Genomic DNA, 14,315 nt, shown 5'->3' with positions numbered 1-14,315 from the left:
GCACCGCGTCCGGACCGCCGCCCGCCCGCCCGGCGGCATACCCCACGAGGAACGTGGTCAGTGGCGCCGCCGGCCGCGCCACCCCGTGTGCCGCGTCGCGGGCGAGGTCGAGCAGGACGCGGGTGTCCACGTCGAGGTCGATGCCCAGTTCGGTCTTGGCTGCTGCGATCCATTCGTCCAACACACGCCCATCGTCCCCGATCCCGGCCCGGGCAACGCGCAGGCTCACCCCTCGGACCGGCGCTCCAGCCTGGCCCGGGCCGCCGCCACGTCGTCCCAGGTGTCGCAGTCGAACGATGCCTCACCGGTCGGGTCGGCCATCCTGCGCAGTGCCAGTTCGCCGGTGAGCAGCCGCAGCGGCAGCCCGGCAAGACCGCCGTACTCCCCTGCGAGCAGGGCCAGTTCACGACGCAACGGCTCCAGCCGGTACGCGGCGGCGAGCGGCTGGTCCCGCCCGTCCGCGTCGGTGAGCAGCACTCCCTCCACCCCGCGGTCGGCGTCGGCCGCCGCGTCCGCCAGCGCGCCGACCGTCGCCGCCGTCAGGAACGGCAGGTCGGCGGCGAGCACCACGACCACGTCCGCGGCACGCGCACCGGACCCGCCCGGCCCGGCCGCGGCCAGCGCGGCGAGCCCGGCGGCCAGCGCCGGCACCGGCCCGCCGCCGGGCGGCTCCTCACGGGCCCAGCGCACCGGCCGTACGGTCGGCAGGCGCGGGCCGACCACCACGGTCTCGCCCGCCGCCGCGCAGGCCGCGAGCACCCGGTCGAGCAGCATCAGGCCGCCGACCGGCAGCGCGGGCTTGTCGGTGCCGCCGAGCCGGCGGGCCGCACCACCGGCCGGCACCACCGCGTCGTAGCGCGTCGTCATGCCCGCGAGTATGCCGCTCAGACCGAGGCGAGCAGCACCGCCGGGTCCTGCACGCAGTCGGCCACGAACCGCAGGAAGCCGCCCGCCGTGCCGCCGTCGCACACCCGGTGGTCGAAGGTGAACGACAGCTGCACCACCTGCCGCACCGCCAACTCCCCTTGGTGGACCCACGGCTTGGCCGCGATCCGGCCGACCCCGAGCATGCCCGCCTCGGGGTGGTTGAGGATCGGCGTCGAGCCGTCCACCCCGAACACGCCGTAGTTGTTGAGCGTGAAGGTCCCGCCGGTCAGCTCGGCGGGCGTCAGCGACCCGGTCCTGGCCGCCTCCGTCAGCCGGCCGATCTCCGCCGACAGCTGAGCGGTGGTCCTGGCCTGCGCGTCCCGCACCACCGGTACGACCAGGCCGCGGTCGGTCTGCGCGGCGAAGCCGAGGTGCACGGCCGGCAGCCGTACGATCTCGCCCCGCGCGGTGTCCACCGACGCGTTCAGCTCCGGGTGTCGGGCCAGCGCCGCCGTCACGATCCGGGCCATGAGCGCCAGCACCGATATCCGGGTGCCGCCATTGCCGCTGCCGCCCGCGCCCGCCGTGGCAGCCGCCGCGTTCATCGCCGCGCGCGCCGCGAGCAGTTCCGTGGCGTCCGCGTCGACCCAGCAGGTGGCGTCGGGGATCTCCCGCCTGCTTCGCGCCAGCTTCTCCGCGACCGCGCCGCGAATCCCGCGCAGCGGCACCCGCACCTCGCCGTCGACGGGCGGCCGGGCCGCCGCCTCCGGCCCCGCCTGGGCGGTCGGGGCACTCGCCGCGGTACCTGCGGCGGCGCCCGCCGCCCGATCCACGTCGGCCCGCAGGATCAGCCCGTCGGGGCCGGTGCCGGTCAGCGCCCGCAGGTCCAGGCCCTTCTCCCGGGCGAGCCGGCGCACCAGCGGCGAGATGACCGCGATCGGTCCGCCGTTCGGGTGACCGACGTCCCCGCGCAGGGGCCTCGCGCCATCGGTCGCCGTCTCATGGCCGATCGCCGCGTTCACCGCCCTGACCCGGCCGCGCCTGCGGGCGACCGCCGCCTGGGTGCCGTAGCCGACCAGCACGTTCCCCGAGCCCTCGGGCGCGCCGCTGTCACCGTCGCCGTCACCGCCGCCCGTGCCCGGGTCCGCGCCGACCGCGACCGTCACCAGCGGTCGGCCGACCGCCAGGGTGTCGCCCTCTTCCCCGAACCGCGCGGTGACCACCCCTCCGTAGGGGCAGGGCACCTCCACCACGGCCTTCGCCGTCTCCACCTCGACCACCGGCTGGTCCACCGCGACGACCTCGCCGACCTCGACCAGCCAGCGCACGATCTCGGCCTCGGTGAGCCCTTCGCCGAGGTCGGGCAGGGTGAACTCCTTGACCGCGGCCATCACCCCTCCTCCCACTGCAGGCGCCCGACCGCGTCCAGAATCCGGTCGACTCCGGGCAGATGGTGCCGTTCCAGCATCGGCGGCGGGTAGGGGATGTCGAACCCGGACACCCGCAGCACCGGCGCCTGAAGGTGGTGGAAGCACCGCTCGGTGATCCGCGCGGCGATCTCCGCGCCCGCGCCGCCGAACCCGGACGACTCGTGCACCACGACCGCCCGCCCGGTGCCGCGCACCACCTCCGCCACCGTCTCCTCGTCGAACGGCACCAGGCTGCGCAGGTCCACCACGCCCAGGTCCCAGCCCTCCTCCTTCGCCGCCTCCGCGGCCTCCAGGCACACCGGCAGCGAGGGGCCGTAGGTGATCAGGGTGGCGCTGTGCCCGGCGCGCCGTACCACCGCGCGCCCGATCGGCGGGACTTCGCGCGGCTCCTGCGGCGACCAGTCGGCCTTCGACCAGTACAGCCGCTTGGGCTCCAGGAACACCACCGGGTCGTCGGAGGCGATGGCGGCCCGCAGCAGCCCGTAGGCGTCCTCGACGGTCGCCGGCGTCACCACGTGCAGTCCCGGGGTGTGCAGGTAGTACGCCTCGGAGGAGTCGCTGTGGTGCTCGACGCCCCCGATGCCGCCGCCGTAAGGGATGCGGACGGTGATCGGCAGCGGCAGCGCGCCCCGGGTGCGGTTGCGCATCCGGGCCACATGGCTGACGAGTTGCTCGAACGAGGGGTAGGCGAAGGCGTCGAACTGCATCTCGACCACCGGCCGCAGCCCGTACATCGCCATGCCGACCGCGGCGCCGAGGATGCCCGCCTCGGCGAGCGGGGTGTCGGTGCAGCGGTCGTCGCCGAAGTCGCGGGCCAGGCCGTCGGTGATCCGGAAGACGCCGCCGAGGGTGCCGACGTCCTCGCCGAGCACATGGACCGCCGGGTCGGCGCTGAGCGCGTCCCGCAGCGCCTGGTTGAGCGCCTGCGCCATGGTGGCGGGCTTCCTGGCGGGGGAAGCGGGCGCCGCGGCCGGGGCGGCGGCCGCCGAGGAGGAGGGGCTCATGACCGCTGCTCCGCTGCCAGCTCGGCGCGCAGCATGGCTTCCTGCTCGCGCAGTTGCTGCGTGGGCTCCGCGTAGACGTGCGCGAACAGCTCCATCGGGTCCAGCCGCGGGTCGTCGTGCATGCGCTCGCGCAGGGCCGCGGCCAGCGCCTCCGCGTCGTCGGTGGTGCGCTGCCGCAGCGCGTCGTCGAGCAGGCCGCGGTCGGTCAGCTCGCGCTCCAGCAGGGTGATCGGGTCGTGCGCGCGCCAGGCGGCGACCTCGTCCTCGTCGCGGTAACGCGTCGCGTCGTCGGCATTGGTGTGCGCGTCGATCCGGTAGGTGACCGCCTCGACCAGGGTGGGGCCGCGGCCCGCGCGGGCCCGGTCCACCGCTTCGGTGAGCACCTGGTGGACGGCCGCCGCGTCGTTGCCGTCCACGAGCCGGCCGGGCATGCCGTAGCCGACCGCCTTGTGGGCGAAGGACGGCGCGGCGCTCTGCTTGGCCAGCGGCACGGAGATCGCGAAGCCGTTGTTCTGCACCAGGAAGACCACCGGGGCCTTCCACACCGCCGCGAAGTTCAGCGCCTCGTGGAAGTCGCCCTCGCTGGTGCCGCCGTCGCCGACCATGGCCAGCGCCGCCACGTCGTCACCGCTGAGCCGGGCGGCGTGCGCGAGGCCGACCGCGTGCGGCAACTGGGTGGCCAGCGGGGTACTGAGCGGGGCCACCCGGGTCTCGCGCGGGTCGTACCCGGTGTGCCAGTCGCCGCGCAGCAGCGTCAGCGCCTCGACCGGGTCCACGCCGCGGGCGACCACCGCGAGGGTGTCGCGGTAGCTGGGGAAGAGCCAGTCACGCGGGCCGAGCGCGAGCGCGGCGGCGACCTCGCACGCCTCCTGGCCGGTGCTCGACGGGTAGACCGCGAGCCGGCCCTGCTTGGTCAGCGCGGTCGCCTGCCGGTTGAACCGGCGGCCACGGACGAGTTGCCCATACAGCTCGGTGAGCAGCGCGGGTGCGAGCCGGGCGGCCTCGGGGGTGCCGAGCAGCCGGAACGGCTCCTGGTCGGGCAACAACGGCCCGGCTTCGGTGCGCGGGCGCCAGGCGGGGGTGTCCAGGACAGTCATCGCGAGCACCTCCTTGTGATCGGTGACCTGTGGGGTCGGGGCGGCGAGCGGGTCTCGCTCTCCCAACCGATTGTTCGGTCGCCGGAGGCATTTTGGCTACGGGGTACTTCGGCCTGTGGACAAACGGTTCTGCACAGCCTGAGATGGAGCCAGTACGTCCATGCTAAGGAGTCACGGGGGGATGGCGAGAGAACAGATGGCCGAAGACGCACGGGGGGTCCGACCTCTGGACCCGATCGACCGCACGATCCTGCGGCTGCTCCAGGAGGACGGCAGAGCGTCGATACGCTCCGTGGCCGAGCGGGTGCACGTCTCCCGGGCCAACGCGTATGCCCGGATCAACCGGCTCGTCGAGGACGGAGTGATCCGAGGATTCAGTGCCCGGGTCGACCACGAACGAGCCGGGCACGGCGCCTCCGCGTACATCACGCTCAAGATCGTCCAGAACTCGTGGCGCACCGTCCGGCAGAAACTCGTCACTCTTCCGGGTGTCGTCCATATCGCACTGGTCAGCGGGGACTTCGACGTCCTGCTGCTGGTGCACACGATCGACAACCGCAGCCTGCGCGAGCTGGTGCTCACCCGGCTCCAGGCGATCGAGGAGGTGCTGAGCAGCCGCACGCTGCTGGTCTTCGAGGAGACCGACCTGGTGGTCGGGGACTGGCCGCAGCAGGAGAACGGCCCGGGCGGGTACCCGACGATCTAGTGCCCCTCCCGGCAAGGTTTGCCCGCAACGGGGACGGCCATACGCACGCACCGCGGACGGCCGTACCGGATCCTGGGCCGGTACAGGCCCCGCCGTACACGGCTCACGGCCCTCGTCAGGACCGGGCGTCCGGCTGTGTCCGCAGTCCGTCGAAGGCCAGCCGCACGACCGCGTCCGCGACCTGCTCGGCCTGTACGGGGCCGCGGCTGTCCGGGCGGTACCACTCCACCACCGAGTTGATCATGCCGAACAGCAGCCGCGTGGCGAGCCGGGGCTCCACATCGGCGCGCAGGTCGCCCTCGGCGACGGCGGCCTTGAGCAGCGCGACCACCCGCTGGTCGAAATCCCTGCGCCGCTCCATCGCCCACCGCTCGGTGCCGGTGTTGCCGCGCACCCGCAGCAGCAAGGTGACGTACGGCAACTCCTCGACCAGCACGTCCGTGGTGCGCCGGGTGACGTACTCCAGCCGGTCCACCGCGCGGCCGGCGATCGCGCCGGGCTCGTCGAGGATGCCGAACAGGCCCTCCAGGGCGCGGCCGACCGCCCGGTTGAGCAGTTCCTCCTTGCCGCGTACATGGTGGTAGATCGAGGACTTGGAGATGCCCGCCGCCTGCGACAGGTGCTCCATGGACGTGCCGTCGTAACCGCGCTCGTTGAAGACCTCGACGGCCACGGCGAGCAGCGAGTCCGGTGTGTAGGTGTCGCGCTTGGGCATGGTCATGAGCAGACCACATCTCGTGCCGCCGCCGCACGCCGCCTCAGTTCCGGGCTGGGCGCGTACCGTCCGGTGGGGTACCAGGCGTGCAGGCCGTCCAGCAGGTCCCGCACGTAGGGCAGCGAGATCCGCTCGCCCCACTCCAGCGGTCCCAGCGGGTAGTTCACGCCCAGCCGCATCGCGGTGTCCACATCGTGCGCGGACGCCACCTCCCTGGCGACGGCGTCCAGCGCGAAGTCCACCAGCATCGCAACGGTGCGGGCGACCACCATGCCGGGCACGTCCCGGATGACGCTGACCTCCTTGCCCATGGCCTGGAACAGGCCGGTCGCCTCGGCGACGGCGTCGGCGTGCACCCCGGCGGTCGGCGCGATCGCCACCCTGGCGGCGGCCCGGTAGTCCAGCGCCAGGTCGAACTGGATCGACGGCTCGCCCGGCAGCCGCCCGTCGGCCAGGTGCACGCTGACACCGCCGGGCAGGACGAGCGCGCCCGGCGTCCCGGGCGCCGCCGGTTCCCGGCGCACCTCCACCCGCGCCTCCTCGGCGAGCGCGGCCAGTTCCGCGGCCGGGCCGAGCGCTCCGCGGACGGTGACGAACTGCGGCGCCATGGCCGCGTCGGCGGTGTGCGGCTCAGTGGCCGCCGCCACCTCGGCCGCGCTGTGGGCCGGGCCATACGGGAACCAGCCGCGCCCCGCCTTGCGGCCGAGCCGCCCCGACTCCACCAGCCGGCGCTGCGCCAGCGAGGGCCCGAACTTCGGATCACGGCCGTACGCCTCCCACACCGAGCGGGTGACCGCCTCGTTGACGTCCTGGCCGATCAGGTCGGTCAGTTCGAACGCGCCCATCGCGAAACCGCCGCTCTCGCGCAGCAGGGCGTCGATGGTGGCCGGGTCGGCGGCCCGCTCCTCGTAGACGCGCAACGCCTCGGCGTAGAAGGGGCGGGCAATGCGGTTGACCAGGAAGCCGGGGGTGTCGGTGCAGCGCACCGGGGTCTTGCCCCAGGCGGCGGCGAGTTCGAAGGCCGCGGTCACGGCGGCCGGGTCACCGGCCGCGCCCGCGACCACCTCGACCAGCGGCAGCAGCGGCGCCGGGTTGAAGAAGTGCAGCCCGACCAGCCGGCCCGGGCGGCGCAGGCCGCTCGCCACGGCGGTCACCGACAGGGAGGAGGTGTTCGTCGCCAGCAGGCAGTCGTCGGCGACCACCCGCTCCAGTTCGGCGAAGAGCCCCTGCTTGACGGCCAGGTCCTCGACCACGGCCTCCACGACGAGCCGGGCGGGCACCAGGTCGGCGACGGTCTCGGCCGCCGCAAGCCGGGCGAGTGCCGACGCGCGCTCCTGCGTGCCGAGCCGGCTCTTCTCGACCAACCGGTCCAGCCGGGCGGTGACCGCGGCCACGGCCGCACGGGCCCGGCCCGGCACGGCGTCGTGGACCAGGACGTGATGGCCGGCGACCAGCGCGACCTGCGCGATCCCCTGGCCCATGGTGCCCGCGCCGACGACGGCGACGGTGCTGGTCAGATCTGGTGCGGTCACGGTTGTTCTCTCCTCGCCGAGGTCGTCGACATCGTCCGCGGGACGGTCCGGGAAGTTGGACCGGCCGGCAAATGAAGGGCGGCGTCGCGGGCCGATGGCTCCCACCCTCCACTTGCGGGTCCGTCTTATCCACAGGCCGAGAAGTTCCTCTTGTCCCGACCGAACATTCGGTTAATGTAGCGGTGTCCCCGCCACTCAGCCCAGCTCGACGAGGAGTTGGTCCCATGCCCGCCGATCTCTCCACCGTGCTCCTGGTCGACCGCCACCGCGGCACCCTCGACCAGGCACTGGAGGCCGTCAGGACCCGCGCGTTCTGGTCACCGCACCCCGAGCACCCCAAGGCGTATCCCGACCCCGAGGCCGGCCGCGCCGCCTTCGAAGCGCGCCTCGGCGCCCGCTTCCCGCTCGACCAGCCGGGCACCGACGAATGGACCGGCGACGAGCACTCGCCGTACGGCATCGCGCTCGACATCCAGTACCCCCACCCCGATCCGGACGTGCTGCTGCCCGCCATGCGCGCGGCGATGCCGGCCTGGCGCGAGGCCGGTCCCGAGATCCGCGCCCTGGTCTGCCTGGAGATCATCACGCGGATCAACGCGCGGACCCAAGAGTTCGCGCACGCCGTGATGCACACCACCGGCCAGGCGTTCACCATGGCCCTCCAGGCCGGCGGCCCCCACGCGCAGGACCGCGGCGTGGAGGCGGTCGCGTATGCGTACATGGAGCAGGTCCGCACCCCGGAGACCGCGGAGTGGACCAAGCCGCAGGGCAAGCGGGACCCGATCGGCCTGCGCAAGACGTTCACCGCGGTGCCCCGCGGCATCGGCCTGGTCATCGGCTGCAACACCTTCCCGACGTGGAACGGCTATCCGGGCCTGTTCGCCTCCCTCGCGACCGGAAACGCGGTGCTGGTCAAGCCGCACCCGCAGGCCGTGCTGCCGCTCGCGCTGACCGTCGGGATCGCCCGCGAGGTGCTCGCCGAGGCGGGATACCCGCGGGATCTGGTCTGCCTGGCGGTGGACCGTCCGGGTGAAGGGCTCGCCAAGACCCTCGCGCTGCGCCCCGAGATCCGCCTCATCGACTACACCGGGTCCACCTCCTTCGGCGACTGGCTGGAGACCCACGCGCGGCAGGCCCAGGTCTACACCGAGAAGGCCGGCGTCAACACCGTGGTGATCGACTCCACCGACGACTACCGCGGCATGCTCGCCAACCTCGCCTTCTCGCTGTCCCTCTACAGCGGCCAGATGTGCACCACCCCGCAAAACCTGTTGATCCCCCGCGACGGCATCAGCACCGACCAGGGCCCCCGCAGTTACGACGAAGTGGTCGCCGACCTCGCCGCCGCCGTCGACCAACTCCTCGGCGACGACGCCCGGGCCAACGCCCTGCTCGGCGCCCTGGTCAACGCCGACGTGAAGTCCCGGCTCGACGCCGCCCCCGGCATCGGCGACGTGGCGCTCGCCTCCCGGGCGGTCACCCACCCCGACTTCCCGCACGCCGTGGTCCGCACCCCCGCGCTCATCTCGCTGGACGGCGCGAAGCCGGACGCCGAGTCCGCCTACCTGACGGAGTGCTTCGGGCCGGTCTCCTTCGCCGTGGCCGTCGACTCCACCGCCGACGCGCTGGAGCTGCTGCGCCGCAGCATCCGGGACAAGGGCGCCATGACCGTGGCCGGATACACCACATCCGCGCAGGTCGAACGGGCGCTGGAGGAGGTCTGCTTCGAGGAGTGCGCCCAGCTCTCCTTGAACCTCACCGGCGGGGTGTACGTCAACCAGACCGCCGCGTTCTCCGACTTCCACGGCTCGGGCGGCAACCCTGCGGCGAACGCCGCCCTGTGCGACGGAGCCTTCGTCGCCAACCGCTTCCGGATGGTGGAGGTGCGCCGCCCGGCCTGACCGGCGCCCCGGCCTGCCGCAAGTGGACCAGGGCAGGCCGGACCGGCGCCCGGCTCAGTGCGCCCGGCTCAGCTCAGCGCGCCCGGCCCGGCCCGCTCCGCCCCGGCACCAGCGGCGAGCGGGAGGTGGCCGCCCAGTGATAGAGCGCCATGCCCACACTGGTGGCGAGGTTGTAGCTGGAGACCTGCGCCCGCATCGGCAGCGACACCAGCGCGTCGGCCCGGTCGCGCAGCGCGGCGGAGACGCCGTGCCGCTCGGAGCCGAAGACCACGAGCGCGTCGTCGGGCAGGCCGGTGTCGCGGATGTCCTCGCCCTCCGGGTCGAGGACATAGCGGGGGCCCGGCGGCAGCTCGCCGGGGTCGGCGCGCTCGACCGCGGTGGCGTAGTGCAGCCCGGCGCCGGACCGTACGGCGTTGGGGTGCCAGGGGTCGAGGTCGCCGGTGGTCACGACCCCGGTGGCGGCGAAACCGGCGGCGAGGCGGATGACGGCACCGACGTTGCCGAGGTTGCGCGGGGAGTCCAGCACGACCAGCGGGGCGAGCCGGGGCAGGCGGTGCAGTTCGGCCAGGTTCGCGGCACGGTCCCGGCGGGCGGCGAGCGCGGCCACCCCGGTCGGGTGCACCCGGGGCACCAGTTCGCGCAACACCGGGCCCGGCACCTCGACGACCCGCTCGGCCAGTTCCGCGGCGAGGTCGGGCGCCAACTCGGCGGCCAGCCGCAGCAGCCCGGCCCGGTCGGTGGTCACGGCGACCCGTACGTCGGCGCCGAAGCGCAGCGCGTGCTTGAGGGCGTGGAAGCCGTCGAGCAGCACACACTCCGGGCCCGCCGCCGCCTGCCAGCGCCGCACCGCGGCCGCGCCGCTCCCAGGCCGCGCGGCCTCGTCCTCGGTCATGCGCTCAGCCTACGGGCCGGGCCAAGGTGTCCCGCCGGGCGAGCCCGTCCGGCGCCAACTCGCGGGCGGGGCGGCCGGCGAGGCGGGCCCGTCAGCTGACGGCGGACGGTGGCGGACCCACGGCGGGTTCGGCCAGGTCCTCGGCGCGCTGACCCGGGAGGGCCCCGGTGGCGCGCTCCCGGCCGCGGCGACGGCCGGTGATCCGGTGCTCGGCCCAGAGCAGGAACCCGGTCGGCAGGAAGACCGCGTCGGCGGAGACCATCGCGAGCGAGAAGAAGGGCAGGCCGAGCACCACGGCGATCGAGGCGTGCTCGATGATCATCCCGACCAGCAGCACGTTCTTCACCCGGCGGTTGAAGAGGGTGAAGGGGAAGGCGACCTGGACGATCACCGTGCCGTAGGTGATCAGCATGACCATGACGGCGTGACTCGCCAGCGTGTGGGACAGCGCCGGCCAGGGCGTGAAGTCGTCCAGGTGCAGCGGGTAGTACAGCGCGGTGCCGTCCTGCCAGCGGCTGCCCTGGATCTTGTACCAGCCGGCGGTGGAGTAGATCAGGCACACCTCGACGACGACCACGAGCATCGCGCCGTTGTGGACGACGTTGGCGATGACGTCGAGCACCGTGCGCGGCTCGCCGGGCGCGTAGCGGCGTACCGCCCACCACACCGCCTGCCCGACCCAGCAGGCCCAGAAGATCAGGTCCCAGCCGGTGCTGAGCTTGTCCCCGAACGACGCGGCGAGCAGCACGACGCCGAACACCGTCCACAGCGCGACGCCGACCGGATCGACGCCGGCGCGCGCCGCTCGAGCGCCCACCACCGGCGCCACGTCGGCGTTCGCGCCCCCGCCCAGGTCCGCGCCCGGGTCCCGGGCGCCGTCCTCCACCGCCGCGAGCGCCTCGGCCGTCTGTGCCGCCGCCCGGCGTCGCGCCCGGCGGCTGTCGAGCGACCAGACCAGGCCGCAGCGGGTGAAGGCGAGGTAGATCGCGATGATGTGGACCACGTTGTCGCCGCCGTCGCCCATGAAGACGCTGCGGTTCTGGAGCGACAGCACCCCGATCATGAACATCAGCGCGGACGTCCGCGTCCGCCAGCCCAGCAGCAGCGCCACGCTCGCCAGGATCGCGAAGGCGTAGCCGATCTCGAACCAGGCGCGGCTGTCGCTCCACATCAGCACGCTGAACGCGTGGTTGCCGGCCAGCAGCCGCTGCGCCAGGTCGAACCCCCAGGCACTGTGCGGGCCGTAGAGCGCGCCACGGTGCGGGAACTCCCGCAGCAGGTACAGCAGCCAGGTCAGTGACATGCCGACCCGCACCACCGCGCTCTGGTACGGGCCGATGGCACCGCCGGTGATCCGGGCCAGGCCGCGCGTGATGCCGCGGTCGAGCGCGGCGGTCACGCTCGCGTACGTGGGTGTCGCCGGGACGTGCCGGCCGGCGGGTGCCTCGGCGTGGGTACGGGGGGCGCTCATGAGGAAGTCCCCTGTCCCGACGAAGGGACGGTGGTCGGGCCGGGGCTGCTCGGGGTCGGGCCGGGAGCCGGCGTCGTGCCCGGGTCGACTGCCGTGCCGTTTCCGGCGGCGGAGTCGACGAGCCACCACGGCAGCGTCCGGTACTGGGTGGTGGGCGCGGACGCCCCGACGCTCCAGGACGGCTGCGCCACCGGGGTGGTGGCCGCGCGTGCCTGGATACGGAGCACGGTGCCGCCGTTCAGCTTCGGGCCGAGCCGCCCCTGGATGATGCGCTGGAGGTAGGTGCGGCTCAGGTCGCTGCTGTCACGCGAGGTCGACTGCTCCTGGGCGTCGTGGGTGTCCGTGTAGTAGCCCCACGCGCGGCGCAGTTCGTTCTGCTGCGTGTGGCTGGGCAGCGGGTCGTGCCGCATCGCCGCGATGTCCATGCCGGTCAGGTCCACCCAACCGGTGGTCTCGGTGCCGCCGCCGGACCTGTGCACCTCGGCGCGGGCCTGGATGTGGACGTTCTGCTGGAGCGGGTCAGGGGCGAACAGCTTCCAGTTCTGCTCGAACTCCGGGTAGATGTAGTCGTTGACGGCGGCAGCGTGCTCCTTGCTGAGCGTGTTCGACGGTGCCACGTACAAGAACACCATCCCCAGGTGGAACAGCGCGCCGACCGCGACCGCGCCGACCGTCACCGCCACGACTATCCGCCCGGGCAGCGACAGCGCCGCCACATTGGGCGGCGGCCCGTCCGTTGGCCCCATCCGTCTCTCCGCTCTCCGCTGCACCCGACGCATCCGACTGCCGCCCAGCACGCTAGCCACCCGGGGGCCCCGGCGGTGACCTTACCCAGTTATCCACAAGCGCAGGAACGGCTCTGCGAAACGGAAAGTCGCGTGAGCGCGCGGTGCTACAGGACGTAGCCCTCGGCGCCGCTGTCGTCGATCACCGGACGCCCGGCCGACTCCCAGTCGAGCATGCCGCCGCTGACGTTCACCGCGTCCACGCCCTGCCCGATCAGGTACTGCGTGACCTGTGCGGAGCGCCCGCCGACCCGGCAGACCACGTGGACGGTGCCGCCCTCGGGCAGTTCGGCGATCCGCGCGACGACCTCGCCCATCGGGATGTGCAGGGCGCCCTCGGCGTGCCCGGCGACCCACTCGTCGTCCTCCCGGACATCGAGGAGGGTCGCGTCGGCCGGAACCGCGGAGGCATCCACCGCGGGGAGCTGGGAGCGGAACATCGGACGCGGCCTCCTGGGACACGGGAATACGGAAGTACGGAATATGCGAACTACGAACTACGAACTACGGGAAAGCTACCTCAGCCGCCGGAAGCCCTGTGGACCAGTTCGGCGAGCCGCGCCTCGCGCTGCGAGACCTGCGTGAGCAACTGCTCGGCGATCTCGTTGAGCAGCGCGTCGGGGTCGTCGGGGGCGAGCTTCATCATCTGCCCGATGGCGCTCTCGTCGAGCTCCGCGGCCAGCGCGGCCAGCTTCTCCTTGCGCTCGGCGAGCCACTCCAGCCGGGCGTAGAGCACCTCGGCCTCGCTCGGCAGGTCCGCCACCGGCACGGGACCGGCGTCCCATTCCGCGGCCAGCTCCCGCAGCCCCTCCTCGTCGGCGTACGCGTACGCCTCGTTGACCCGCGCGATGAAGCCGCTGCGGCGCTCCTTCTCGGCGTCGTCCTGGGCGAGGTCGGGGTGGGCCTTGCGGACCAGCTCGCGGTAGAGCCGCTGGGCCTCCTTGCCCGGGCGCACCCGGCGCGGCGGGTTGGGGTCCTCCACCGGCCGCACCCCGTCGGCGCCCAGCAGACCGCCGAAGAGCTCCTCGACGCCGGGCATCGGCATCACCAGGGCGCGCGCCTCCCAGGCCCGCTCGATGTCGGCCCGCTCGCCGCTGTGCGCGGCGACGGCCTCCGCGATCAGCGCGTCCAACTCGTCCAGCCGCGCGTACATCGGGCCGAGCCGCTGGTGGTGCAGCCGGGAGAAGTTCTCCACCTCGACCCGGAAGGTCTCCACCGCGATCTCGAACTCGATCAGCGCCTGCTCTGCGGCACGCACCGCCTTCGCCAGCCGCTCCTGGCCCTCCGGGTCCACATGCGCGGCTCCGGCCGCGTCCGCGGCGTCCGCATCAGCGGTGGCGGACGGATCGGCGGAGGCGGCGGACGGGGCGGCAAACGGTCCGGGTCCGGAGGTGTTCGTCACCCGGATAGCGTAGGCCCTCTACGATCGATCTTCGCGGGAGCGCGGTCGCCCGCAGTCGTGGGCTACGCACCGGCCGGGGCCACAGGCGCGGACTTCCCGGGCGGACGGACCGGCCGCACAGGTCGCCCGTACGAGTCACCCGGCCAGGCAGACAGCCCAGGAAGGCCGCCCAGGCAGGCCGCACACGTCGCACCCGGCCGCGCGGCCGTTTCGGGCCCGGCGCCCCAGGCGTCGCCACCGCACCCGCAGCCGTCCCCCCGCGGCGGATCGCCGTCAGCGAACGAACCGTCACTATCCCGCGAGAGGGCGCCAATCCGGCCAATCGGTCGACCCGGTCGGCCGTTTCGTGCTTGCCTTGGGTGCCGACCCTACTCAGCGCGGAACCTCAGCGCCGGACCGCAGGTGCACGACGTTGGACGAGATCACCGGGCATCCAGATGCCATCGAACCGGACCACCACACCGACCGCTCCGACCGCACCGAGCCCTTGCCGGGTGCCGGCACAGCGGTGCC

The 14,315-nt window shown here is 73.5% G+C and carries 12 protein-coding genes and 1 pseudogene; 2 read left to right on the top strand and 11 right to left on the bottom strand.

The window, feature by feature from the left end; translation table 11 throughout:
- From AC13HU_RS15535 to pdhA, 4 genes and pseudogenes are all read right to left on the bottom strand, one after another.
- Positions 1-867, bottom strand: a pseudogene (locus tag AC13HU_RS15535) (NTP transferase domain-containing protein); the annotation flags it as partial.
- 17 nt (positions 868-884) lie between these two features.
- A complete protein-coding gene (locus tag AC13HU_RS15530; protein WP_483042449.1) occupies positions 885-2,258 on the bottom strand; it encodes a dihydrolipoamide acetyltransferase family protein in 1,374 nt (457 codons plus the stop codon).
- Entirely contained in the window at positions 2,258-3,301 is a 1,044-nt protein-coding gene (locus tag AC13HU_RS15525; RefSeq protein WP_483042448.1) for an alpha-ketoacid dehydrogenase subunit beta, read from the bottom strand. The genes AC13HU_RS15530 and AC13HU_RS15525 overlap by 1 nt, the downstream gene beginning before the upstream one ends.
- Positions 3,298-4,398: a pyruvate dehydrogenase (acetyl-transferring) E1 component subunit alpha gene (gene pdhA / locus AC13HU_RS15520; RefSeq protein WP_483042447.1), complete on the bottom strand. Its 1,101-nt coding sequence runs from the start codon at positions 4,396-4,398 to the stop codon at positions 3,298-3,300. Before pdhA ends, AC13HU_RS15525 begins: the two co-directional genes overlap by 4 nt.
- A 181-nt stretch (positions 4,399-4,579) precedes the next feature.
- Between pdhA and AC13HU_RS15515 the strand changes: the two genes are divergently transcribed.
- Positions 4,580-5,104, top strand: a complete 525-nt coding sequence (locus AC13HU_RS15515; protein WP_483042446.1) for an Lrp/AsnC family transcriptional regulator — start codon at positions 4,580-4,582, stop codon at positions 5,102-5,104.
- 115 nt (positions 5,105-5,219) lie between these two features.
- On the opposite strand, the gene AC13HU_RS15510 is transcribed toward AC13HU_RS15515, so the two are convergent.
- Together AC13HU_RS15510 and AC13HU_RS15505 are read right to left on the bottom strand one after the other, a co-directional pair.
- Positions 5,220-5,825, bottom strand: coding sequence for a TetR/AcrR family transcriptional regulator (locus AC13HU_RS15510; RefSeq protein ID WP_483042445.1), 606 nt, complete (start codon positions 5,823-5,825; stop codon positions 5,220-5,222).
- The gene (locus AC13HU_RS15505) at positions 5,822-7,351 is read right to left on the bottom strand and encodes a 3-hydroxyacyl-CoA dehydrogenase (protein WP_483042444.1); all 1,530 of its coding nucleotides are present in this window, start codon (positions 7,349-7,351) and stop codon (positions 5,822-5,824) included. Before AC13HU_RS15505 ends, AC13HU_RS15510 begins: the two co-directional genes overlap by 4 nt.
- A 224-nt stretch (positions 7,352-7,575) precedes the next feature.
- On the opposite strand from AC13HU_RS15505, the gene paaN reads away from it, so the two are divergent.
- Positions 7,576-9,252 carry a phenylacetic acid degradation protein PaaN gene (paaN, locus tag AC13HU_RS15500; protein ID WP_483042443.1) on the top strand — a complete coding sequence of 559 codons (1,677 nt, stop codon included), beginning with the start codon at positions 7,576-7,578 and terminating at the stop codon, positions 9,250-9,252.
- A gap of 73 nt (positions 9,253-9,325) precedes the next feature.
- Here the strand turns inward: paaN and AC13HU_RS15495 are convergent, their stop codons facing one another.
- The 5 genes from AC13HU_RS15495 to AC13HU_RS15475 form a co-directional block, all read right to left on the bottom strand.
- Positions 9,326-10,144 carry a TrmH family RNA methyltransferase gene (locus tag AC13HU_RS15495; RefSeq protein WP_483042442.1) on the bottom strand — a complete coding sequence of 273 codons (819 nt, stop codon included), beginning with the start codon at positions 10,142-10,144 and terminating at the stop codon, positions 9,326-9,328.
- 91 nt (positions 10,145-10,235) lie between these two features.
- Positions 10,236-11,615 carry an HTTM domain-containing protein gene (locus AC13HU_RS15490; RefSeq protein WP_483042441.1) on the bottom strand — a complete coding sequence of 460 codons (1,380 nt, stop codon included), beginning with the start codon at positions 11,613-11,615 and terminating at the stop codon, positions 10,236-10,238.
- A complete protein-coding gene (locus AC13HU_RS15485; RefSeq protein WP_483042440.1) occupies positions 11,612-12,361 on the bottom strand; it encodes a DUF5819 family protein in 750 nt (249 codons plus the stop codon). The genes AC13HU_RS15490 and AC13HU_RS15485 overlap by 4 nt, the downstream gene beginning before the upstream one ends.
- Before the next feature lie 146 nt (positions 12,362-12,507).
- On the bottom strand, positions 12,508-12,840 hold the full coding sequence (locus AC13HU_RS15480; protein WP_483042439.1) for a rhodanese-like domain-containing protein: 333 nt from the start codon (positions 12,838-12,840) through the stop codon (positions 12,508-12,510).
- Between the two features lie 80 nt (positions 12,841-12,920).
- Entirely contained in the window at positions 12,921-13,802 is an 882-nt protein-coding gene (locus AC13HU_RS15475; protein ID WP_483042438.1) for a J domain-containing protein, read from the bottom strand.
- Positions 13,803-14,315 lie beyond the last annotated feature (513 nt).

Source organism: Streptomyces sp. NH27 (assembly GCF_056859195.1).
The sequence above is the reverse complement of the archived record's forward strand: the minus strand, read 5'-3'. Positions and strand labels throughout refer to the sequence as shown.

What these genes read in the sequence shown, in the direction of transcription:
- paaN (WP_483042443.1), top strand. Translation starts at nt 7,576, where the DNA reads ATGCCCGCCGATCTCTCCACCGTGCTCCTGGTCGACCGCCACCGCGGC.
- AC13HU_RS15495 (WP_483042442.1), bottom strand. Translation starts at nt 10,144, where the DNA reads ATGACCGAGGACGAGGCCGCGCGGCCTGGGAGCGGCGCGGCCGCGGTG.
- AC13HU_RS15490 (WP_483042441.1), bottom strand. Translation starts at nt 11,615, where the DNA reads ATGAGCGCCCCCCGTACCCACGCCGAGGCACCCGCCGGCCGGCACGTC.
- AC13HU_RS15515 (WP_483042446.1), top strand. Translation starts at nt 4,580, where the DNA reads ATGGCGAGAGAACAGATGGCCGAAGACGCACGGGGGGTCCGACCTCTG.
- AC13HU_RS15480 (WP_483042439.1), bottom strand. Translation starts at nt 12,840, where the DNA reads ATGTTCCGCTCCCAGCTCCCCGCGGTGGATGCCTCCGCGGTTCCGGCC.
- pdhA (WP_483042447.1), bottom strand. Translation starts at nt 4,398, where the DNA reads ATGACTGTCCTGGACACCCCCGCCTGGCGCCCGCGCACCGAAGCCGGG.
- AC13HU_RS15530 (WP_483042449.1), bottom strand. Translation starts at nt 2,258, where the DNA reads ATGGCCGCGGTCAAGGAGTTCACCCTGCCCGACCTCGGCGAAGGGCTC.
- AC13HU_RS15485 (WP_483042440.1), bottom strand. Translation starts at nt 12,361, where the DNA reads ATGGGGCCAACGGACGGGCCGCCGCCCAATGTGGCGGCGCTGTCGCTG.
- AC13HU_RS15510 (WP_483042445.1), bottom strand. Translation starts at nt 5,825, where the DNA reads ATGACCATGCCCAAGCGCGACACCTACACACCGGACTCGCTGCTCGCC.
- AC13HU_RS15525 (WP_483042448.1), bottom strand. Translation starts at nt 3,301, where the DNA reads ATGAGCCCCTCCTCCTCGGCGGCCGCCGCCCCGGCCGCGGCGCCCGCT.